Source organism: Buttiauxella noackiae (assembly GCF_000737905.1).
Taxonomy (GTDB): Bacteria; Pseudomonadota; Gammaproteobacteria; order Enterobacterales; family Enterobacteriaceae; genus Buttiauxella; species Buttiauxella noackiae.
This window is the reverse complement of the sequence record NZ_JPRU01000002.1, coordinates 235,851-255,900: the sequence shown is the minus strand read 5'-3', so window position 1 is coordinate 255,900 and position 20,050 is coordinate 235,851. Positions and strand designations below refer to the sequence as shown.

Here is a 20,050-nt window from a genome sequence, read left to right as displayed (position 1 = left end):
ATGGCTATCGATCTTAAAAAATTTGTGCTGCGCTTTATTGATGAAGCAAACGGCCATTTAAATACCGTAAAAGAGGGGGCGTTCCTGCTCTCGTCTGGCCAAAATACCGACGCACAAATCGGAGAGATGTTCCGCGCGGCACATACCCTGAAAGGGGGGGCTCGAATGCTGAAATTACAAAGCATCGCCGATGTCACCCATCAACTTGAAGAGATATTAAGCGAGCTGCGGGATAAAAAACTCGAGCCTAACCAAAGTCTTGGCACCTTGGTTCTTCAGGCTTGCGACTACATCTCGAATCAACTGACGCAACTGTCGGCAAGTGAAGGTAATAACCAGTTGCCTCCGGCAGATGTTGCATTATGCGAGCAATTAGCCCGTGCCAGCCGTGGTGAGATGGGCCCAGTAACTGATGAGGTGGTTAAAGCTTCGGTAGAAAAACCGGCCACTTTGCCATCGTTTGAAGTATTAGATGGTGGGTTAAAACAGGCCGGTTCGGTACGAGTTAAGCTCGAAAAACTCGATGATCTGATTAATATTCTCGGTGAAGTTGTCGCCAGCCATGATCGCCTTGAGCAGCAGGTACAGAGTTTAGTTAATCTGGGGCCGCGTATCTCTCACATGGATGTAGAGCAACTGCGCACGCAGGTTCTGCAATTTAGCCGCAAATTAAAAGAAGATTTTCAGGTTCAACATCTCCAGATGTATGAACTCTATGACGTTGCCACCACTATTCGGATGCTTCCGGTGTCAATGCTGTTTGAGCCGGTCTCTATGCAGGTACGCGAACTCGCGACTTCCCTGAATAAGCAGGTGGACTGCCGCATTTTGGGTGGTGAAGTAGAGATCGACAGACAACTCATAGACAGACTTTCTGAGCCGCTAACTCACCTGCTACGTAATGCCGTCGATCATGGTCTTTGCGAACCCTCCGAACGTTTGGTTTCGGGGAAATCCGCGCGTGGCACTATCACCCTGACCACTCAGCAAGACGGGCGAGGTATTTTGCTGCGCGTAGAGGACGATGGTCGTGGATTAGATTATCCGGCTATTCGCGCCAAAGCAGTGGCTCGAGGTTTGGTTGATGCTGCCGTCGTTGATCAGCTTTCAGAGTTGGAATGTAACGAGCTTATTTTCCACCCGGGTTTTTCAACCAGCAAGATTGTCACCGAATTATCCGGCCGTGGTGTGGGTTTGGATATCGTTCGCAAAACCATTGTTACCGACTTGCAAGGCACGCTTCAGGTTCATAGCCGCCCAGGGCAAGGCACCACCTTTATTATTAGGCTGCCCATTTCTCTGGCGATGATGCGCATTTTGCAGTTTGAGCAGCAGAACCATCTTTTTGGCCTTGCTGCTCAATATGTCGTTGAGGTTGTTAAATATTCTCGTGAAGAAATTCGTGATATTGCCGGGCGGCCAGCAATTATTCTGCACAACGAGTTTATCCCGGTTATCTCAGCGGCTGAATTACTGCGTATCAACGACAGGCCCGGAGGGCAAAGCTCACAAGCCTCCAATACGAACGACTTGCTGCTTATCATCATTCAGAACCAGTTTGGCAAGATGGCGATGCTGGTGGACCGATTGCTCGACGAACGCAGCATGATGATTAAGCCTCTGCCAAAGCATATGCAACAGCAGCCGCTAGTCTCCGGCATGGTTCTGAGCCAGGACAACCAACTGGTCAGTATTTTGCAAGTTCCGGTTCTGATGGAGATGGCACAAAAACAAGGGCAGCCGCGGACCGCTGCTCCTAAGCCGCAGGTTCGACAGAACTCGTGGCATGTGTTGATAGTCGATGACTCATTGAATACGCGTGAAATTGAGAAAAACGTTCTGGAAGCACACGGTTATCAGGTCACGCTCGCCGAAGATGGATTCTCGGGGTTACAAAAAGCGCGTCTAACACAGTTTGACGCCGTATTGACGGACGTAGAAATGCCAGTGATGGATGGGTTCTCCCTCACTAAAGCATTGCGCGCCGAAGATAATTACCAACATATTCCGATTATTATCGTGACTTCACGGGCTAAAGAAGAAGATCGCCGCCGAGGAATCCAGGTGGGCGCGGATGCATATATAGCCAAGGGTGATTTCGAACAGGACAGCCTCATAGAAACATTAAAAATGCTTTTATGCTGAAAACGTAAAATACCCAAGCGACTTCAAGATGCAGCCAGGCGGCAATCGAGTGAATCCCGATGAGCTTGCTGATGTAAGCGATTCGGGTGAATGAGAGCAGCCAACAACCCTGTGTCTTGAAGGGCGATGGGTATAAGTGAGAAAAAAGATGCGTGTTTTATTAGTTGATGATGATTTGTTTGCCGCTGAATTGGCTTCGGTATTTCTGGAAATGAGCGGCTATGAAGTGATTCTTGCTGAAAGTGCAATGACCGCATTAGCCAATATTGATTCTGATGATGGAATCGATTTGGTCATCAGCGATTTCCATATGCCGGAAATTACCGGGCTGGATCTATTAGAGGTTTTGCGTGCCAACGGTTGGAAAAAACCTTTTATTTTACTCAGCGCCAGTGAGATGACAGATATCACCATCATCCCGGATTGCTGGGTGAAGAAAGACGAGAATATGGCAGAAAGACTGGTGGCGGTAGTGAATGAATTACTTAAGCCAGATGCGGCGGTCGAGCAAATATAAATCATGATAAAACAAGAATTTATGCAGAATACGATGAATACTGCTCAGGATAAAATCGCTCGCTTGCGTCAGCGTTTTTTGCAACGTATTCCCGTGATGTTGGACCAGGCTGATGGGCTGCTGGCGAAATTAGTCGCGGAGCCGAATGAAGCAGATAGTAAGCAATTGCACCTTTTATTGCATAGCATCCACGGAACCAGCGCGTCATTTGGGTTCACGAAAATTGCCAGCCAGGCGGCTGAAGGTGAACACCTGTTAGTGAGCCATTCTGTTTCGGATACGAAGTACAGCAAGCTTGGCGAGATAATGCGGCAGTTATATGCATTGACGGAAGAGCAGATGGAGAGCGCACGTCGCGGGGCTGATTCTTTAGTTAAGTTCCCGATAGCGGCTTCTACTCAGGAAGAGGTGGCGATTAACCGCACCATTAAGCCTGTTTATCTGTGTGATGATGAATGCGATCAGGCTGAATTACTGGCAACCCAGCTTCGCTGCTTCGGCTTTATCTGTTATGTGTTTACCAACACAGCAGATTTTACCAAGGCGGTGTTATCACAGCCTCCGTCAGTGGTCATTATGGATGTCAGCTTCCCGGATAACGCTTATGGCGGCCCGCTTGCGATGTCCGATCTGAGAAAGAAAGTCGGCACTCCTTTCCCGGTGCTTTATCTTTCCTGCCATAGCCATTTCCACGCCCGTATCAACGCGATAAAAGCCGGGTGTGATGGTTACTATGTGAAACCTGCATCAACCACCGATTTAGTTCAGGAACTGCACCGCTTAACGCAGCCGTCACTGAAAAAACCGTATCAGGTTTTACTGATTGATGATGAGCCTGAAGTCGCGCAATACAATGCCGAAATGCTGCGTATGGCGGGGATGGAAGTGCATGTTCTTACACAGATTCCGCACTTGCTGAATGTTCTCAATACCCATCCGATCGATATTGTTCTTATGGATTTCCACATGCCGGACTACAGTGGTGAAGAACTGACAAAACTGATTCGTCAGATCCCACAACATATCGGTTTGCCAATCGCCTATCTCTCAAGTGAAACCAATAAGAAAACCCAGTTTGGGGCGATGAGTACCGGTGCGGAAGATTTTATTATTAAGCAGGCCGATCCGCAGGAGTTAATTAATGCGGTTTCGATTCGAGCAGAAAGAATGCGTACGCTGCGTGCTCGTATGTCTCAGGATAGTTTGACGGGCCTGTATAACCACTCAACGACAACGCATTATCTGGAAAGCGCCATTACAGAGTCCAACTACAGCGGCATTCCATTTAGTCTGGTCATGGTCGATTTGGATCACTTTAAAAATATCAATGATACCTACGGCCATGTCGCGGGCGATCAGGTGATTCTGGGCATCTCACAGCTTTTCTCCCATCGTTTACGCAGCACCGATATTGTTGGGCGCTATGGCGGGGAAGAGTTTGCGATAATTATGCCAGGCACCACGCAAGAACAGGCTGCAGCAGTGGTTGAAAGACTGCGCCAGGGGTTTGAAAAAATTCACTTCTCAGTCAACCAGACTAACTTCAGTAATACCTTCAGTGCGGGAATTGCCTCCTGGCAGCCGGGAGATAAGATTGAAACTATCCGCGAACGTGCAGACCAGGCTCTGTATTCGGCAAAACAGCGTGGTCGTAACCGTTATTGCATTGCCGATGAGAAGGAGGTGGCATGAGCGAGCCATTAGAGCAAATACTCAATCTTTATCAGGATGAGCATCGGGAAATTGCCAACGTTGACGAACCGCAATGTAGCCTTGTTTTATTTAAGCAAGCTGACAAAAATTTTGCTTTTTACGGTTCGCAAATAAAAGAGATTCTGGCAGAGCGCCCTGTTTCATGGGTGCCGGGCTGCCCGCCTTCTCTTGAAGGGGTGATTAATCATCGCGGGCGCGTTGAGTCAGTGATTAACATAAATCAGTTGATTGAAACCGCGGGGCAGGAAGTGCCGGGTAAACGCACAATTCTTATTGGCCGCGGTAATAAAATGCAAAGTGGGATTCTTATCGATAAATTAATAGACGTGCTGGATGTGGCTGAAAGCCTGATTCATCCAGCTGCTGATAATTTATCTGCCGCCATGCAAAAAGTGGTGGTCGGGATTGTTCCTGTAGGCCACGAGTATTTTGCACTGCTGGATTTGAATTTAGTCTTTGAGCGTTACCTGGAAAGCAGCGGCTATGACTCACTCGCTTAGTCTTTCGGCAGTGCGAATTACCCTCGGGGATGCGCATTTTTATATCCCTTCATCGCAGGTGCAGCGCTGCGTGCTGGCTGGGGACGAAAATCCAGATATACAGCGATTTAGCCAATGGTTAGGCTTACCGGATGAGCCAGCGCGCGGTATGCATCTGCATCTATTCGTTCCTGCGAGCAATGTCGCAACAGGGTGGCTTTTCTGGGGAGAGCTGGAAAATGTGGTACTTCGGCAAAATGAAATCCTCCCCCTGCCTGTGATATTGCAGCAATGCTGCAAATTACCCGGACTGCGCGCTCTGGTGCAGGATGAAAGCCTGAGTCCGTTATTAAGCTGGCGGTGAGTATTGCACCGCCCGCTCTCTTCGTTATCACCAAGTCGAATTCGTAGACAACTCCCTGAGCTATACGCTTCTCCAGTCTTCTGAAAAATGAATCCAGCCAACGGGTATCAGACTCCCAATTGTCATATTTGGCAGGGGAAGTCGTATTAAAAATATGTTAAAAACGTGCACATCTGAGGCTTACATCTGTGCGATTAATTAAAAAGGTATACCCGATTTTATGTCTGACAATCTTATCGAGCGCATTTCTACCGCGTTAGAATCTGAATACACACTTGAGGGACTTGTCCGACAGCTGCTGGAAATGCTCGAACTGGTAACCAATATGGAGTCAACCTATCTGACTCGAATCGAACCTGATGGCAGCTTCCAACATATTCTTTTTGCTCGTAATTCCAGACATATGCAGATCCCAGAGGGGCTTTGCGTGCCGTGGGGCGATACGCTTTGCAAGCGCGCGCTGGACGAAGGAAAACGCTATACCTGCGATGTGGCGAATGTATGGGGTGATTCGCAGGCTGCGAAGGCACTAGGTATTACCACTTACGTCAGCACGCCAGTCACGCTTGCGGATGGTTCTTTATATGGAACACTTTGCGCGGCCAGTTCTGAGCATCGCATTTTGACCGAGCGTAGCGAGCAAGTCCTGCAACTGTTTGCGCAGTTGATTGCTCAACAAATTCAAAATGAACAACTTATGCAGCAACTTCAGCAGGCAAATGCCGCGCTCACGACCGCCAGCTATACTGATGAGCTGACCGGACTGCCTAACCGTCGAGCTGTATTTGAACAGTTACCGAAACTCTTTTCACAGGCTCGCAATGATGCGCGCTTTGTGTTGCTGGCTTTTACCGATCTGGATGATTTCAAAGAGATTAATGACGCCTATGGGCATGGCGTTGGCGACAGTTTTCTGTGCGCAATCGGGCGGCGTTTACAAGAAGGAACGCGTCCTGGTGAAATCATTGGGCGTGTTGGTGGCGATGAGTTTGTTGTGGCAAGCGTTGGGCCTTCGGCCTCTGATGAGGCTTTGCAAGCGGCGCAGTCATTCAAAATTAGGCTGGCAAACTTGCTGACTGGCGAGTATCAGCTACATTCCAGTGTGATTAATTATGCGGGCCCCAGCATTGGTGTTGTCGCAGTCAACCCGGCAGATACCGATCACGATTTAGCTTTGCGTGAAGCTGATGCGGCGATGTATATCGAAAAAGATCGTCGCCGGGGCTTATAAACTTTCCAGAAAAGCAGTCACAACGTTGCGGAGATAATGATGAAAGATGTCGTGATCGTGGGGGCTGCACGAACGCCCATTGGCTGCTTTCAAGGGGCTCTTTCACCACGTAGCGCTTCGGAGCTGGGGAGTGCGGTGGTTAAAGCGCTACTAGAACGCAGCGGCGTAAGTGAGCAAGAAGTTGATGAAGTGATCCTGGGTCAGGTACTCACTGCGGGGGCAGGGCAAAACCCCGCACGACAAACCGCACTGAACAGTGGTTTGCCGTGGTCTGTTTCCGCTATCACCATTAATGATGTGTGTGGCTCCGGCTTAAAAGCGCTTCATCTTGCCACGCAGGCGATTCAGTGTGGTGAGGCTGACGTGGTGATTGCTGGTGGCCAGGAGAATATGAGTCGTGCTCCACACGTTTTGGCCGATAGCCGTAACGGTGCTGGCCTTGGGAATAGCCAACTTATCGACAGCCTGGTTCACGATGGATTGTGGGATGCCTTCAACGACTACCATATGGGCGTGACGGCAGAAAATCTTGCGCGTGAATATGGTATCAGCCGTGAAAGCCAGGATGCCTACGCGCTGGCATCACAACATAAAGCGCGGGCAGCGATTGATGCCGGGCGTTTTAAAGATGAAATTGTACCGGTGACTGTTGAACTCAATTCTGGGAAATCAGTTGTTGTCGATACTGACGAGCAGCCACGTACTGATGCCAGCGCCGAGGCCCTTGCGCAATTACACCCAACCTTTGATATTCAGGGAAGTGTAACTGCCGGTAATGCTTCTTCTATAAACGACGGTGCAGCGGCGGTGTTAATGATGAGCGCCAGCAAAGCCGAAGAGTTGAATTTGCCGGTTCTGGCACGTATTCGGGCATTCGCCAGCGTCGGCGTCGATCCTGCTTACATGGGGATTGCGCCGGTCACCGCTACCCAGCGATGCCTTGAACGCGCGGGTTGGACGCTTGATCAACTTGATCTCATTGAAGCCAATGAAGCCTTTGCCGCGCAGGCACTTTCGGTCGGCAAAATGCTGGAGTGGGATGAGCGCAAAGTGAATGTTAATGGTGGCGCGCTGGCCTTAGGGCACCCGATTGGCGCATCCGGCTGCCGGATTCTGGTGTCGCTGGTGCATGAAATGATCAAGCGCGATGCCAAAAAAGGGCTGGCGACGTTGTGTATTGGCGGCGGGCAGGGAGTTGCATTAGCTATCGAGAGAGATTAACTGCCATACAGTCCTGCTTATCAATGTAAAGGCACCTTCGCTATGAAGGTGCCTTTTCTTTAAGCGGTATAATATTTTTATCGGGTTTTATTTAGCATCGTTATCCTCAGATGATCCTTCAATCATTGTTAAAAGCCCCAGCTCATTGGCAATGACCATCATTTTTTGTAAATAGCTCCATTGTATTTTCCTCCGTTACTATTTGAATTCAAATAAATTAGGCGGTATTTCTTTAATTTTATTTAAGTCACGACAATGTTATATGTAAATAAATTAAAACATTATTGAAATAATGTTTTATTGATGGTTTTTGCGTTTTTTGCGTGATGGGAGTCGCTTAATTTTGATACTCATTGTTTCTTTTGTTGATACCCATCACGAAGATTGCTACGTGTGAATTTCGACATAAATATTTACGATCTCGATCACTAAAATGATGTTCATTTAAAAATAAAATTCAGTTTCATAATAATGAAACGATATTTCAATGAGGGATTTATTTATGTTGAAGAAAACTCTGGGTCTGGCAATGTTGATTGGTGCTTCTTTTGCAGCCCAGGCTGTAACTGTCGACTTACGCCATGAATTCATTGACGGTGGTAAAACGGACTCAACCAACGCCGATCGCGTCTCAGTTTCACATCGTTTTGCAAATGGCTTTGGTTTCTCTGTAGAAGCGAAATGGAAATCAGGTGGCGATAATACCGATCAGCCATTTAGTGATTTTGTAGGTAATGGTCATGAAGAAGCCATTAGTTGGCAATGGAAAGCGAATAAAAACTTCTCAGTAACTCCTGGTTTTAATATTGAAAGTAACGATAGCCGTTCTATCTATAAACCAAACTTACGTGTGCAATATAGCTTTGATAATGGTTTCTATGTTGCTGCTCGTTACCGTTATGATTACACCCGTTACCCGGCTAACGCTAAGAAAGATGATGATAAAGTCAACCGTGGTGATGCATGGGCTGGCTTCGTGATGGGTGACTGGCGTACCGAGCTAAACTATGTTTACGCACGTAGTGAAGAGGGTAATCCTCGTAATAACAACAAGCCTTATTCTCAGGAATATAACGTGAAGTTAGCTTATAAATTGGATAAAAACTGGGCTCCATATGGTGAAGTCGGTAACGTTGGGGTAAATGACCGCGATGACCGTCAGACCCGTTTACGTGTCGGTGTTGCATACTCCTTCTGATAGTTAATCCTTTAATACTCTCTTCAAGCCTCTGCTATTAGCAGAGGCTTTTTTATATTTGAGTGGGATATAAAACGGTTGGTTTTAAGTAAGCAGCCAACACCTTCAATAAATAGATATAAAAAAGCCCTCTCATAAAGAGAGGGCAAGGGCCTACACAGGGCATACTCTATTATTTATCAGGCAGAAATTAATTCTGGGTTACCAGGCATTTTTGCAATATATAGTGCAGGCTTACCATCTTTATCAGAGCTGAATAAAATGGCACTGTCATCCGGCGTAAATGAAGGATGCGGATGCGTAACCTGGCGGCTATTGGCAAAAGTTGCCCAGGAAGTATCGTGGCGAGCTACTCGGAAATAAGCTTTTTTCGCTATATCGAAAGCATACAAATATGGGTCGTTGTCGATGGTGTAACCACTGGTATCTTTAACATCGACCGGGGTACCTGAACCATCACCCACCAGCAGTGTGCCATCGAAGTTACTCATCAGGTGTGAACATGCTGGCATTTGCATGACTTCTGTATTTTCGCCGTTATCCGGATTGTAGCTATAAATAGTACGGCCTTGCTGGCCTTTCAGGTAGGAAACGTACATTAAGGATGAACCGTTTGGCACCCAGAATTCATGCGTGCAACTTTCGCCTTCCGCGTGCTCTTTAACTTTACGCACGTTGCTGCCATCTTCGTTGACCATCCACATACGTGCATCAACCAGGTCGTGCGGGCCTTCGTGGCAGAACGCCACGGTGTTGTCATCGAATGGACGATAAATCGGGTGGCCGAGCCAATTTTTTTCCTGGTGAATAACAGCGCTTTCACCGTTTTGCAGATCAACACGCAGCAAACGGCAGTTTGGTCCTTTATGGAAGAAATCGTGGAAGATTTTCCAGTCGTTCAATGGAACCCAGTCGTCTTTGGAAATTTCGATACCGACAAGTTTTGTGCAATCGCTGTTAGCAACCCATGTGCCGTAACCAACCCAGTCAGCAGGCACGTTATAAACCTCACGTTCAACCAGCGTTTCAAGGTTAACTTCCAGCAACGTGCGTTCGTTCTTCACATAATAAAGAGATTTGTCATCCGGGGAGAGGAAACCACCAAAGGTGTTATCGCCAGTCCCTTCAGTTAATTGCACGGCTTCGGCAGCGGCGATATCCAATAGATAGTAATTCCAGTTGCCGTCAAACTCGCCAGCAAACAGCAACTTATTGCCATCATTGGTAAAGCATTTTTGGTAGAAGTAATTCCGATGACAGGTTACTTCTGGTGGCGTTAAGCGGGTGATTTCGACGCCTGTGTCTGGGTCCTGACTCACTTCATAAACCAGCTTAACCCGCATACCTTTAGCCATGATGCTCTCCTTAAAATGACAATCTCAATTGTCGAAATGTATGTTCAAAATTCTGGTGTTAATTTATCAAAACATTGTTTCAATATGTGTGATTGCATTCACTAAACGGCAACACCACTGGCAATACTTTCAGTAAACAGATGCATTGAAAGGGATAAGGGAAGGGGGAACGTGATCGAAATATCAAATTTGAAAAGTATTGCCTATAATTTGAAACAACGTTTCATTTATAATTGAAAAGCGGTTTCAACCAGATTACTATGAATCCATCAAAGATTACGGAACAGTGTTTTTGCCGTAAGTGATTTATGAGTTGCGCAGTTTGCGTGAACAAAATTTTCCCAGGATGCTTGCGCTAACAGCAGGCCCGTATAAAAAAAGGAAATCTACATGATTCTGGATTCGTTCTCCCTACAAGGTAAAGTTGCAGTTGTTACTGGTTGTGATACAGGTCTGGGCCAGGGTATGGCTATCGGTCTTGCAGAAGCTGGTTGTGACATCGTTGGTATCAATATCGTTGAACCTGCTGAAACCATCGAGCGTGTAAATGCTCTGGGTCGCCGCTTCCTGAGCCTGACCGCCGATCTGCGCCAGATTGATGGTATTCCATCTTTGCTGGAGCGTGCGGTTGCTGAGTTCGGCAAAATCGACATTCTGGTTAACAACGCAGGTCTGATTCGTCGTGAAGATGCAATCAACTTTAGCGAAAAAGACTGGGACGACGTTATGAACCTGAACATTAAGAGCGTGTTCTTTATGTCTCAGGCTGTTGCTCGCCAGTTCATTGCTCAAGGCAAAGGCGGCAAAATCATTAACATCGCTTCAATGCTTTCTTACCAGGGTGGCATCCGCGTACCGTCTTACACTGCTTCTAAAAGTGCAGTTATGGGCGTGACTCGTCTGCTGGCGAACGAGTGGGCACAACACGGTATCAACGTGAATGCTATCGCGCCGGGCTACATGGCGACCAACAACACTCAACAACTGCGTGCCGATGAAGAGCGTAGCGCTGCAATTCTTGAGCGTATCCCTGCTGGCCGCTGGGGCCTGCCAGAAGATCTGAAAGGTCCAATCGTATTCCTGGCGTCCACTGCTTCTGACTACATCAACGGTTATACCGTGGCAGTTGATGGTGGCTGGTTAGCGCGTTAATTAACGCTCAACATCACCGTTTTAAAAACCCTCAGTCCGTGTGGACTGAGGGTTTTTTTTAGATTTTAGCCAGATAAAGCGCAGGCATTCCTTCTTCATCTGACGTGTAAAGCACCCATTGATTATCAGGGCTAAATGAAGGATGCGGATGCGTCACCTGGCGGTCGCCATCCAGAACTTTCCACGATGTATTGTGGCGACATACTGCTTTTTGTGTACCTTTCTTTAGATCAAATACCCAAATGAAAGGATCGTTGAGATCGATATTTCCGGTCTTATGCGGTGCGCCATCTCCGACGACTAACGAACCGTCGTGGTTACTCATTAAATGTGAGCAAGGCGGAATGGTGCGGAGCTGACGGTTCTCAAGTGTTTGCGGGTCGGCGCTCCATAAATAACGGTGCGCATCACCTTCTTTATGCGCCACGTAATAAAGTGCGGAACCGTCCGGCACCCAGAATTCATGTGTAAAACTTTCACCTACTTCATGCTGGCGAACTTTACGCAGATTGCTCCCATCCTGGTTAATTAGCCACATGCGTGCATCGATCGCATCTCGCGGCCCTTCGTGGCAAAAAGCGACGGTTTCATCGTCGAATGGACGGTAAATCGGGTGACCCAGCCAGCGTTTTTCTTTCAGAATGACCTGCTGCTCGCCGGTGTGTAAATCGATGCGAATCAGGCGGCACTCAGGGTTGGTGAAGTAAAAATCGCGGAATTTTTGCCAGTCGGTAAGCGGCGACCAGTCACTCTTTTTGATTTCAATACCCACCAGTTGGCTGCAATCGGAGTTCGCAACCCAGGTGCCGTAAGCCACCCATTCATCATCCACTTCATAAACGATGTATTCTTCGAGCGACTCCAGATCGACGCGGCGTAATTCGCGGGTATTTTTCACATACCACAATGACCGATCGTCAGCCGATAAAAAGCCGCCAAAGGTATTGTCGCCTTCACCTTCCGTTAGCTGAGTGGCAATTTGTTTTTCTAAATCCAGCGAATAGTAATTCCAGTGCCCTTCGAACGCACCGCCGAAAATAAGCCGCTGCCCGTCGCGGCTAAAACATTTTTGATAGAAATAATTGCGGTGGCAAATAATATGCGGAGGGGTCAGACGTAATACTTCAGTTCCGGTTTCCATGTCGCGTCGGGCGCGGAAGGAAAGTTGGATTTTCTTACCTTTAGCCATAACGATATTCCTGTTAAGTTAAAAAAATACCCTGCACCGCAAGCGGGGCAGGGTATAGAACTGAAAACTTAGGCTGGTTGATTAACGCATTGCGCGTTTCAGAATACGGTTACCCTGACGTTCAAACTCAGCAGCAGTTTCTTCTACGGTTTTCTGGCCATAGTCGATGTACTGCAAAGAAGTGCCGAACAGGGAAACAATCTGCGGGTCATCAAAGTAAGGAGACGTTGGCAGTTTGTTTGGCAAAGATTGCGCCAGTTTCAGGCCCGCAACTGACGGATCGTTATCTTTGATCACGCCATCAGCCGTCAGTTGGGTCACAGCCGCTTTGCTCAATGGAACGCCACGCTCAAGCCCCAGTGCTTCCACACCTGCTTTTTCGTTCAATAAGAAGTTAATCAGCATGGCTGCTTCTTTCGGATGCTTGGTCGTTTTGCTGATAGAGAACATCTGTGCTGGTTTAAAGAACATACCCGCATCGGTTGCACCTGGCAGCATTGGGTAAGCACCCAGCTCGAGTTTCGCTGGTGGCTTCAGGTTGTCGGAATACTTTTTAATGGTCGAGTTCCACATATAAGTACCGGCCCACTCGCCCTCAATCCACGGCTTCATCTCGTACATATTGCTCTTACCAAATGACGCATAATATTTGGTGTCAGGCATTACGTGGCTGTCGATAAGCTTTTTGTACATGCCAAAGAACTCAACCCACTGCTCTTTGGAGTAGCCGAATTGCTTCTTCGCAGTATCGATTTCAGGGATATTGTATTTCTGCACCATGTAAGAGCGCAGCAGAGACAGCGTATCCTGGTGCTCAAGCACGACTGGGAAATATTGCTTGCCCAGTTTAGTTTCAAAAGTTTTACCCGCTGCCATCAACTCATCCCAAGTTTTCGGGTATTCAACACCCGCTTTTTTCCAGGTTTCATCGTTGAAATAGAACACGCGTGCAGTCACGGAAATTGGAATGCCGTTCAGCTTGCCGTCAACGGTGGTTGATTGCAGTTCTTTCGGGTCAAACTGCGCCAGATCCAACTCACCTTTCACGGTGTTCAGATCGTAGAAGCCCGTGCCGGTTTTGGAGAAAATTGGCAGCCAGTTCCAGTTAGTCTGCATCACATCAGGCTCGGTACCGCCCGCGATCTGCGTAGTCAGACGCGAAAGGTGGCCGTCCCAACCGGTATATTCAGACTTCACCTTGATGTTCGGGTGTTGCTTCTGGAACTCTTCAACTGCTTTGAGCGTAACCTGGTGGCGTCCGTTGCCGCCCCACCAGGACATACGTAAATCAACTTCATCTGCCGCAAACGCCGAGCCGGCAGCCATTCCTAAGGTAGAGGCAATCAGGGTACTTAACAGTACTTTTTTCATTATCATAGACTCCTGTCAGAGAGAGATGTTTTGTTCTGTTTTTGCGTCGAAAATATGACATTTTTCCATGTCAAACTTGAAATACACCTTACGGTGAAGGCCTTTTTCAATCATTGGCTTAGCTTCATCGGAAGGGATGCGGCAGGTCATTTCGAAATCAGCTACTTTCAGGTAGATGAAGAATTCATGGCCCATATTCTCTACACGCACCATCTCGCCGCTGGAATGGCTTTCGGCAAACGGTTCATCAGAGATTGAAATAAACTCAGGACGGATACCAAAGAAAATGTCCTGATTTTTGTATTCAGCACAACGCTTCTGCTGGCGCTCGTTCAGCGCGAGAGTGTCATTACCGACGCTGATCTGTAGGCTGCCGTCTTTTTCAATCAGCTTGCTCGGGCGAATGTTCATTTCTGGCGCACCGATAAAGCCTGCCACGAACATGTTTTTCGGGAAGTGATAGAGATTATCTGGTGTGTCCACCTGCATGATGTGACCCAATTTCATCACGCAGATACGGTCACCCATGGTCATCGCTTCAGTTTGGTCGTGAGTCACATATACGGTGGTCGCAGGTTTGCCGCTTTTCTTGAGTTGCTTATGCAAGTCGGAGATACGAATACGCATCGACGCACGCAGTTTGGCATCAAGGTTAGATAACGGTTCATCAAACAAGAACACGTCAGGTTTTTTCACAATCGCACGGCCTACGGCCACACGCTGTGCCTGGCCACCGGATAACTGGCGCGGCAGGCGGTCCATCAGCTCATCCAGCTCAAGGATTTTGGCCGCTTCATTAACTTGAGCGTCGATCTGCTGTTTTGGCAGCTTGCTGAGCTTCAGGCCAAAGGCCAGATTTTCACGCACGGTCATGTGTGGATACAGTGCATAGTTCTGGAACACCATCGCGATACCGCGAGATTTCGGTGCCAGGTTGTTAACGACGCGGTCGCCAATTCTGACTTCACCGCCGCTGATGGTTTCCAGACCTGCCAGCATACGCAAGGTGGTTGATTTCGCGCAGCCAGATGGGCCGACGATAACCATGAATTCACCGTCTTCAATTTTCAGGTCGATACCATGAACCGCCTGGAAGCCGTTGGAGTAAACTTTTTGCAATTTGTTGAAAATAACTTCAGCCATGATATTCCCTCACTTAACCTTTAATTCCGCTGCTGGTCACGCCTTGTACGAAGTAGCGTTGAGCCAGGAAGAAGATGATGATCGATGGCAGAATGGAGATGCTCGCCATTGCCAGAATTTCGTTCCATGGAGCGCCTTCAGTCACGTCGATAGACATTTTGAGCGCCAGTGCAATTGGGTATTTGTCTACGCTGTACACATAAATCAGCGGCCCGATAAAGTCGTTCATTGACCACATGAACTGGAACAGGGCGACAGAGATAATGGCCGGTTTCAGAATCGGCACCACCACATACCACAGCACCTGGAAGGAGTTACAGCCATCAATCTGTGCCGCTTCTTCCATATCGCGTGGAACACCACGCAGGAACTGGATCAACATGAAGACAAAGAACCCCTGGGTTGCGAACGCCATCGGTAGCCACAGCGGCAGATAACTATTCAACATGCCCATTTCACGGAACATCAGGTATTGCGGGATTAACAGCACAGTGCTTGGCAGCAACATGGTGGTAATCAACGTCGCGAACCAAAACTTCTTGAACGGGATTTCGAAACGGGCAAAGCCGTAAGCGACAATCGTTGAAGAGATAATGGTCAGCAGTACTTTTGGAATCACATACTGCATTGTGTTCCACATGTAATGGCCAAAGGTGTACTCAGTACCGGTTTTCCAGCCGTTGACGAAGCCGTCACTGGTTGGGTTTGCCGGCCACAGCCCGAGTGTGGTGAAGATCTCATGGTTCGGTTTAAATGCCGCCGAGAACATCCACACCAATGGGTAGAGCATCAACAGACCGACAATAATCAGCACGATATAACGAACGGTGCGGCTGATTTTTTCACGGCGCAAAGTACGTGCAATTTCTTCTTCTGCAATATCCGTCGCATTTTTAGCCGCTAACTGGCTTGGTTGAATATCAGCCATTTTTGCCTCCCTTATCTGCGGAGTAGAACACCCAGTATTTCGATGACTTAAAGGCGATGGAGGCAAAGACCGCCACGACCAGGAACAATACCCACGCCAGCGCCGCGCCATAACCCATGTCGAAGTATTTGAATGCGGTGTCGTAGATATACAGTGAGAACAAGTAGGTGTAGTGAGTCGGGCCGCCGCCGGTAATGATGTACGGTGCGGTAAACTCCTGGAACGCCTGCGTGGTCTGCATGATGAAGTTGAAGAAGATGACTGGCGTAATCAAAGGCACGGTCACTTTCATGAACATCTGCCACTTGGACGCGCCGTCGATCATCGCCGCTTCATATTGTGATTGCGGAACGTTTTGCAATGCCGCCAGGAAGATAACCATCGCCGAGCCGAACTGCCATACACGTAAGAGCGTAACGGACATCAGTGCCAGTGATGGCTCACCCAGCCAGTTCACCGGGTCCAGACCGAACACACCAATAAAGCTATTGAGCAGGCCGTCGATGGCAAACAGCGCACGCCATAAAACGGCGATAGCAACGGAGCTACCCAGAATAGATGGGATGTAATACGCAGTACGGAAGAAGCCGATGCCGCGCAGTTTAAAGTTCAGAACAAATGCGATACCGAGTGCGAATGCAAGTTTTAACGGGATGGTTAAAAATACATAAGCAAAAGTTACCCCCATGGATTTCCAGAAGAGTGAATCTTCGGTCAACATGTAGCGATAGTTCTCAATACCGGTGAATACCGGCGGGTTCATCAAATCGTACTCAGTAAAACTGAGGAAGAAAGATGAAACAAATGGGAAGGCAGTAAAGACTAACAACCCTATTATGTAGGGCGAAATCCATGCCATTCCCAGCATTTTGTTTTCATTCATACATACCTACCTGGCGCTCAATGGTTTAAAAATTGTTTTCTGCAAAAATCTTTCTCGAAACTCATTGCCTCACCCGTGAAGTAAAACGGTTGGGTCGGAAAACGGTGGGTGTATCGGTCATATTCATTCCCTGATAATTGGTTGATAATTAAAGGCTTACAACACCGTTGCATTTCTGACATCTCTATTGTTTTCTGGATTTCAGAAACATACGAACCATGGTTCCTGATTTGTAAAACAGCGTTTTAATTAATCTTATTACGATTTGTAACCGAGTCATTCGATTCATCATGGAAATGTGATCAACATCGAAACACTGTTTCGATAATGTGAAATGGACGAGGTTTTGTGCGGGATAAAAAAAGGAAGGAGGAAATTCTTAGTTTTTAAACTGCAATAGTTGGTGGTTGTTTTTCAGGTGATTCTTAGGAATAATGCCCATTCATTAAAGAGAGTTACGTTTCGTTACAGAGTTAAGGCTTTGTTATCAGTGCATTACCAGATTGTAGGTATGTTGTTTAAAGTCAGTTTTGATATCGACAGTGACATGCACAAGGAAAAGATAAGCAGCCTTTCTTATGGTTTAAAACCCAACCTATTTCTCAATCTTTGACGTAAGCGCTGCTTAATTTTCTGTTCCTGGAAATTAGACGGGTATTTTCTCAATAACTTAAAAACCGGCCAGTTATGTCTTCTATAGAAATGAAAACCAATCAATTAGAGAACACATCTCCATACCCGCTTATGGCTCCACGCCATGAAGAGATCGATTTACTAAGCCTGATGTCTACTCTATACGCGGCAAAAAAACAGATAATTACAATTACGTTACTATTTGCATTATGTGGATTGGCAGTCAGTTTTTTATTGCCGCAAAAATGGACTAGCGAAGCGATTATCACACCACCTGAAACAGCCAATATTATTGGTTTGCGTCGCGCGATGGTTGATATGACGGTGCTTGGGGTGGATGCGAATATTGATGCGGGTAGCCTCTATAATATGTTTTTGAAGAAATTTGACTCGCAAGAGCTTCGCGAGCAATTTCTGGCAAAATCTCCTTATGTACAGGCATTGGTGAAAAATGCTGATGTGGATAAAAGTGCGCTTTATCGCGCAATATCCAATGTTTCGGAAAAATTTAAGGCAGTCAACAATATCGATCCTAAAAAAACCGACAATGCACCTTATAGTTCCTGGACACTCAGTTTTACCGCACCAGATGCGGAGGCGGCCCAGCAGGTGCTGAAAAGCTATGTTGAGTTTATTGCTGCTGAAGTGAATAAAGACGTTATCTCTAATGTAAAAACTGCTCTTGAACTCAAAGTGGCATTTGAAAAAAACAAACTGGCACTGGACCGTACTGCGCTTGAGAACGATCACAATGTTAACCTGGAACGTCTGGGATATTCATTGCAGGTAGCAAATGCAGCGGGCCTGAAAGACCCGGTGTATAGCAACGGACAGGCGGTAAAAGATGACCCTGATTACTCTATTGCTCTGGGCTCGAGAGGGATTTCAGAAAAATTAAAGATTGAGCAGTCAATTAAAGATGTGGCTCAGTTGAATGCTTCGGTACAAAACCGCGATCACATTCTACGTTCCTTAGAAGCCGTAAAGCTGGGTGAGATCGATTTCAAACCTTATCAATTCCAGATGCAGCCTTCGTTACCACTGAAAAAAGATGGTCCAGGTAAATCGTTGATTATCGTATTGGCAGCACTGGTGGGTTTAATTGTCGCATCAGGTATGGTGTTAGTACGTGGTGCATTCGCATCTCGTATGGATATTGATTGAAAATACCTAAATCAGTATTTCTCAAAAGCGGCGCCTTATCAGGTGCCGCTTTTTTGCAGTTTACTTCAGGAAATCTTCACGCACTGGGGTGAAAGTGTCCAGCAAAGTACCCGCTTTCAGGCACACGCAGCCGTGCATCACATGCGGTTCTTTATATAACGTATCACCCGCTGTAACGCGGTGAGTTTCATCACCGATAGTGAATTCAAACTCGCCGGACAGTACATAGGTTAACTGCTCATGTGGATGGTTATGCATCGGGCCGATTGCGCCAGCTTCAAAGTTAACCTGCACACCCATCATTTTACCGTTGTGAGCCAGAATTCGGCGGCTCACGCCAGCACCTAAGTCTTCCAGTTTAGTATCTTTAATAAAAGTGAACATTCGCGATCCTTTTCTATGTGAAACGTTGTTTCATTTAATTAATCGTATCCTGAAAAGTCCTTTTGCGATAGTTCACGCCAGCATTTTGTAAGGCGGATCACGCTTTCCCGATGGGCAATCTCTCTGATATAACCAAAGTAATAAAAATTAATAGGTGAAAGGTCATGAAAACAATTGGTTTACTGGGCGGGATGAGTTGGGAGTCGACCATTCCTTATTATCGGTTAATTAATGAAGGTATTAAGGATCGTTTAGGTGGGTTGCATTCCGCTAAGATCCTTCTGCACAGCGTTGATTTTCATGAGATTGAAGCTTGCCAGTCTAAAGGTGAGTGGGATTTGGCAGGTGATAGGCTGGCACAGGCAGCGTTAGGGCTACAGAAAGCCGGAGCGGAAGGTATTGTGTTGTGCACCAACACGATGCACAAAGTCGCTCACCATATTGAATCTCGCTGTGAGCTGCCGTTTTTGCATATTGCTGACGCAACCGGGCGCGTGATTACCGCGCAAGGTGTGAATAAAGTGGCGCTGCTTGGCACGCGTTACACTATGGAACAAGATTTCTACCGTGGCCGCCTGAGTGCTGAATTTGGTATCGAATCTCTAATCCCGGACGAGCCTCAACGGTTGCGTATCAACCAGATTATCTTTGAAGAGCTTTGCCTTGGGAAAATCACCGAAGAATCGAAACGCTACTATCAGCAAGTCATTGAAGAGTTGCAGGGGCAGGGGGCACAAGGGGTGATTTTTGGCTGTACTGAAATCGGGTTGCTGTTAAACCAGCAGGATTGTCCACTCCCGGTCTTTGATACCGCCGCGATTCACGCCGCCGACGCGGTGAAATTCATGCTGGCCGAGTAATAATTTTTTTATTCAATATTTCAAATAGTTAAACGGTAAAAAAGAGTATCCTTAGCGTACGCCGGGTCACCACCGGCGTTTTTTGTGTTATTAATTTGTTAAGCAGCGCACGCTTTTCCA

The 20,050-nt window shown here is 47.2% G+C and carries 18 protein-coding genes; 11 read left to right on the top strand and 7 right to left on the bottom strand.

Annotated features, from left to right (window positions below; all coding sequences use genetic code 11):
• The 8 genes from IX31_RS09665 to IX31_RS09630 all read left to right on the top strand — a co-directional run bounded on the left by IX31_RS09665 (position 1) and on the right by IX31_RS09630 (position 8,868).
• A complete protein-coding gene (locus tag IX31_RS09665) occupies positions 1 to 2,145 on the top strand; it encodes a hybrid sensor histidine kinase/response regulator (protein WP_034457614.1) in 2,145 nt (714 codons plus the stop codon).
• Positions 2,146 to 2,293: 148 nt separating this feature from the next.
• Positions 2,294 to 2,662, top strand: a complete 369-nt coding sequence (locus IX31_RS09660; protein WP_034457611.1) for a response regulator — start codon at positions 2,294 to 2,296, stop codon at positions 2,660 to 2,662.
• A 33-nt stretch (positions 2,663 to 2,695) separates the two neighbouring features.
• Entirely contained in the window at positions 2,696 to 4,354 is a 1,659-nt protein-coding gene (locus tag IX31_RS09655; RefSeq protein WP_241767181.1) for a diguanylate cyclase, read from the top strand.
• Positions 4,351 to 4,875, top strand: coding sequence for a chemotaxis protein CheW (locus IX31_RS09650; RefSeq protein ID WP_034457609.1), 525 nt, complete (start codon positions 4,351 to 4,353; stop codon positions 4,873 to 4,875). Before IX31_RS09655 ends, IX31_RS09650 begins: the two co-directional genes overlap by 4 nt.
• Complete coding sequence (locus IX31_RS09645) at positions 4,859 to 5,218, top strand: hypothetical protein (protein WP_034457607.1); 360 nt, start codon at positions 4,859 to 4,861, stop codon at positions 5,216 to 5,218. The genes IX31_RS09650 and IX31_RS09645 overlap by 17 nt, the downstream gene beginning before the upstream one ends.
• A 220-nt stretch (positions 5,219 to 5,438) precedes the next feature.
• Positions 5,439 to 6,449 (top strand): sensor domain-containing diguanylate cyclase, encoded by a 1,011-nt coding sequence (locus tag IX31_RS09640; protein WP_034457604.1) that lies wholly within the window; start codon positions 5,439 to 5,441, stop codon positions 6,447 to 6,449.
• Between the two features lie 39 nt (positions 6,450 to 6,488).
• Positions 6,489 to 7,670 (top strand): acetyl-CoA C-acetyltransferase, encoded by a 1,182-nt coding sequence (locus IX31_RS09635; RefSeq protein WP_034457602.1) that lies wholly within the window; start codon positions 6,489 to 6,491, stop codon positions 7,668 to 7,670.
• A gap of 502 nt (positions 7,671 to 8,172) precedes the next feature.
• Entirely contained in the window at positions 8,173 to 8,868 is a 696-nt protein-coding gene (locus IX31_RS09630) for a porin (protein ID WP_034457600.1), read from the top strand.
• Positions 8,869 to 9,047: 179 nt separating this feature from the next.
• On the opposite strand, the gene IX31_RS09625 is transcribed toward IX31_RS09630, so the two are convergent.
• Complete coding sequence (locus tag IX31_RS09625; RefSeq protein WP_034457597.1) at positions 9,048 to 10,223, bottom strand: oligogalacturonate lyase family protein; 1,176 nt, start codon at positions 10,221 to 10,223, stop codon at positions 9,048 to 9,050.
• Positions 10,224 to 10,613: 390 nt separating this feature from the next.
• Here IX31_RS09625 and kduD point away from each other — a divergent pair, with 390 nt between their 5' ends.
• Positions 10,614 to 11,375: a 2-dehydro-3-deoxy-D-gluconate 5-dehydrogenase KduD gene (gene kduD / locus IX31_RS09620; protein ID WP_034457594.1), complete on the top strand. Its 762-nt coding sequence runs from the start codon at positions 10,614 to 10,616 to the stop codon at positions 11,373 to 11,375.
• Positions 11,376 to 11,433: 58 nt separating this feature from the next.
• Here the strand turns inward: kduD and IX31_RS09615 are convergent, their stop codons facing one another.
• From IX31_RS09615 to IX31_RS09595, 5 genes are all read right to left on the bottom strand, one after another.
• Positions 11,434 to 12,564: an oligogalacturonate lyase family protein gene (locus tag IX31_RS09615; protein ID WP_034457592.1), complete on the bottom strand. Its 1,131-nt coding sequence runs from the start codon at positions 12,562 to 12,564 to the stop codon at positions 11,434 to 11,436.
• A gap of 81 nt (positions 12,565 to 12,645) precedes the next feature.
• Positions 12,646 to 13,935, bottom strand: a complete 1,290-nt coding sequence (locus IX31_RS09610; protein ID WP_034457589.1) for an ABC transporter substrate-binding protein — start codon at positions 13,933 to 13,935, stop codon at positions 12,646 to 12,648.
• Positions 13,936 to 13,950: 15 nt separating this feature from the next.
• Complete coding sequence (locus tag IX31_RS09605; RefSeq protein ID WP_034457586.1) at positions 13,951 to 15,078, bottom strand: ABC transporter ATP-binding protein; 1,128 nt, start codon at positions 15,076 to 15,078, stop codon at positions 13,951 to 13,953.
• Positions 15,079 to 15,091: 13 nt separating this feature from the next.
• Positions 15,092 to 16,006, bottom strand: a complete 915-nt coding sequence (locus IX31_RS09600) for a carbohydrate ABC transporter permease (protein ID WP_034457584.1) — start codon at positions 16,004 to 16,006, stop codon at positions 15,092 to 15,094.
• Positions 15,999 to 16,889 (bottom strand): carbohydrate ABC transporter permease, encoded by an 891-nt coding sequence (locus IX31_RS09595; RefSeq protein WP_034457582.1) that lies wholly within the window; start codon positions 16,887 to 16,889, stop codon positions 15,999 to 16,001. Before IX31_RS09595 ends, IX31_RS09600 begins: the two co-directional genes overlap by 8 nt.
• Positions 16,890 to 17,576: 687 nt before the next feature.
• On the opposite strand from IX31_RS09595, the gene wzz(fepE) reads away from it, so the two are divergent.
• Entirely contained in the window at positions 17,577 to 18,686 is a 1,110-nt protein-coding gene (wzz(fepE), locus tag IX31_RS09585; protein ID WP_034457577.1) for an LPS O-antigen length regulator Wzz(fepE), read from the top strand.
• A 60-nt stretch (positions 18,687 to 18,746) separates the two neighbouring features.
• Here the strand turns inward: wzz(fepE) and IX31_RS09580 are convergent, their stop codons facing one another.
• Positions 18,747 to 19,070 (bottom strand): cupin domain-containing protein, encoded by a 324-nt coding sequence (locus IX31_RS09580; protein ID WP_034457575.1) that lies wholly within the window; start codon positions 19,068 to 19,070, stop codon positions 18,747 to 18,749.
• 164 nt (positions 19,071 to 19,234) lie between these two features.
• On the opposite strand from IX31_RS09580, the gene IX31_RS09575 reads away from it, so the two are divergent.
• Positions 19,235 to 19,930, top strand: a complete 696-nt coding sequence (locus IX31_RS09575; RefSeq protein WP_034457572.1) for an aspartate/glutamate racemase — start codon at positions 19,235 to 19,237, stop codon at positions 19,928 to 19,930.
• Positions 19,931 to 20,050 lie beyond the last annotated feature (120 nt).

Bases quoted from the DNA above. Each gene is read 5' to 3' on its own strand.
- IX31_RS09605 (WP_034457586.1), bottom strand. From the start codon at position 15,078: ATGGCTGAAGTTATTTTCAACAAATTGCAAAAAGTTTACTCCAACGGC.
- IX31_RS09600 (WP_034457584.1), bottom strand. From the start codon at position 16,006: ATGGCTGATATTCAACCAAGCCAGTTAGCGGCTAAAAATGCGACGGAT.
- IX31_RS09610 (WP_034457589.1), bottom strand. From the start codon at position 13,935: ATGAAAAAAGTACTGTTAAGTACCCTGATTGCCTCTACCTTAGGAATG.
- kduD (WP_034457594.1), top strand. From the start codon at position 10,614: ATGATTCTGGATTCGTTCTCCCTACAAGGTAAAGTTGCAGTTGTTACT.
- IX31_RS09630 (WP_034457600.1), top strand. From the start codon at position 8,173: ATGTTGAAGAAAACTCTGGGTCTGGCAATGTTGATTGGTGCTTCTTTT.
- IX31_RS09615 (WP_034457592.1), bottom strand. From the start codon at position 12,564: ATGGCTAAAGGTAAGAAAATCCAACTTTCCTTCCGCGCCCGACGCGAC.
- IX31_RS09655 (WP_241767181.1), top strand. From the start codon at position 2,696: ATGAATACTGCTCAGGATAAAATCGCTCGCTTGCGTCAGCGTTTTTTG.
- IX31_RS09625 (WP_034457597.1), bottom strand. From the start codon at position 10,223: ATGGCTAAAGGTATGCGGGTTAAGCTGGTTTATGAAGTGAGTCAGGAC.
- IX31_RS09660 (WP_034457611.1), top strand. From the start codon at position 2,294: ATGCGTGTTTTATTAGTTGATGATGATTTGTTTGCCGCTGAATTGGCT.
- IX31_RS09635 (WP_034457602.1), top strand. From the start codon at position 6,489: ATGAAAGATGTCGTGATCGTGGGGGCTGCACGAACGCCCATTGGCTGC.
- IX31_RS09645 (WP_034457607.1), top strand. From the start codon at position 4,859: ATGACTCACTCGCTTAGTCTTTCGGCAGTGCGAATTACCCTCGGGGAT.
- IX31_RS09650 (WP_034457609.1), top strand. From the start codon at position 4,351: ATGAGCGAGCCATTAGAGCAAATACTCAATCTTTATCAGGATGAGCAT.
- IX31_RS09665 (WP_034457614.1), top strand. From the start codon at position 1: ATGGCTATCGATCTTAAAAAATTTGTGCTGCGCTTTATTGATGAAGCA.
- IX31_RS09575 (WP_034457572.1), top strand. From the start codon at position 19,235: ATGAAAACAATTGGTTTACTGGGCGGGATGAGTTGGGAGTCGACCATT.
- IX31_RS09640 (WP_034457604.1), top strand. From the start codon at position 5,439: ATGTCTGACAATCTTATCGAGCGCATTTCTACCGCGTTAGAATCTGAA.
- IX31_RS09595 (WP_034457582.1), bottom strand. From the start codon at position 16,889: ATGAATGAAAACAAAATGCTGGGAATGGCATGGATTTCGCCCTACATA.
- IX31_RS09580 (WP_034457575.1), bottom strand. From the start codon at position 19,070: ATGTTCACTTTTATTAAAGATACTAAACTGGAAGACTTAGGTGCTGGC.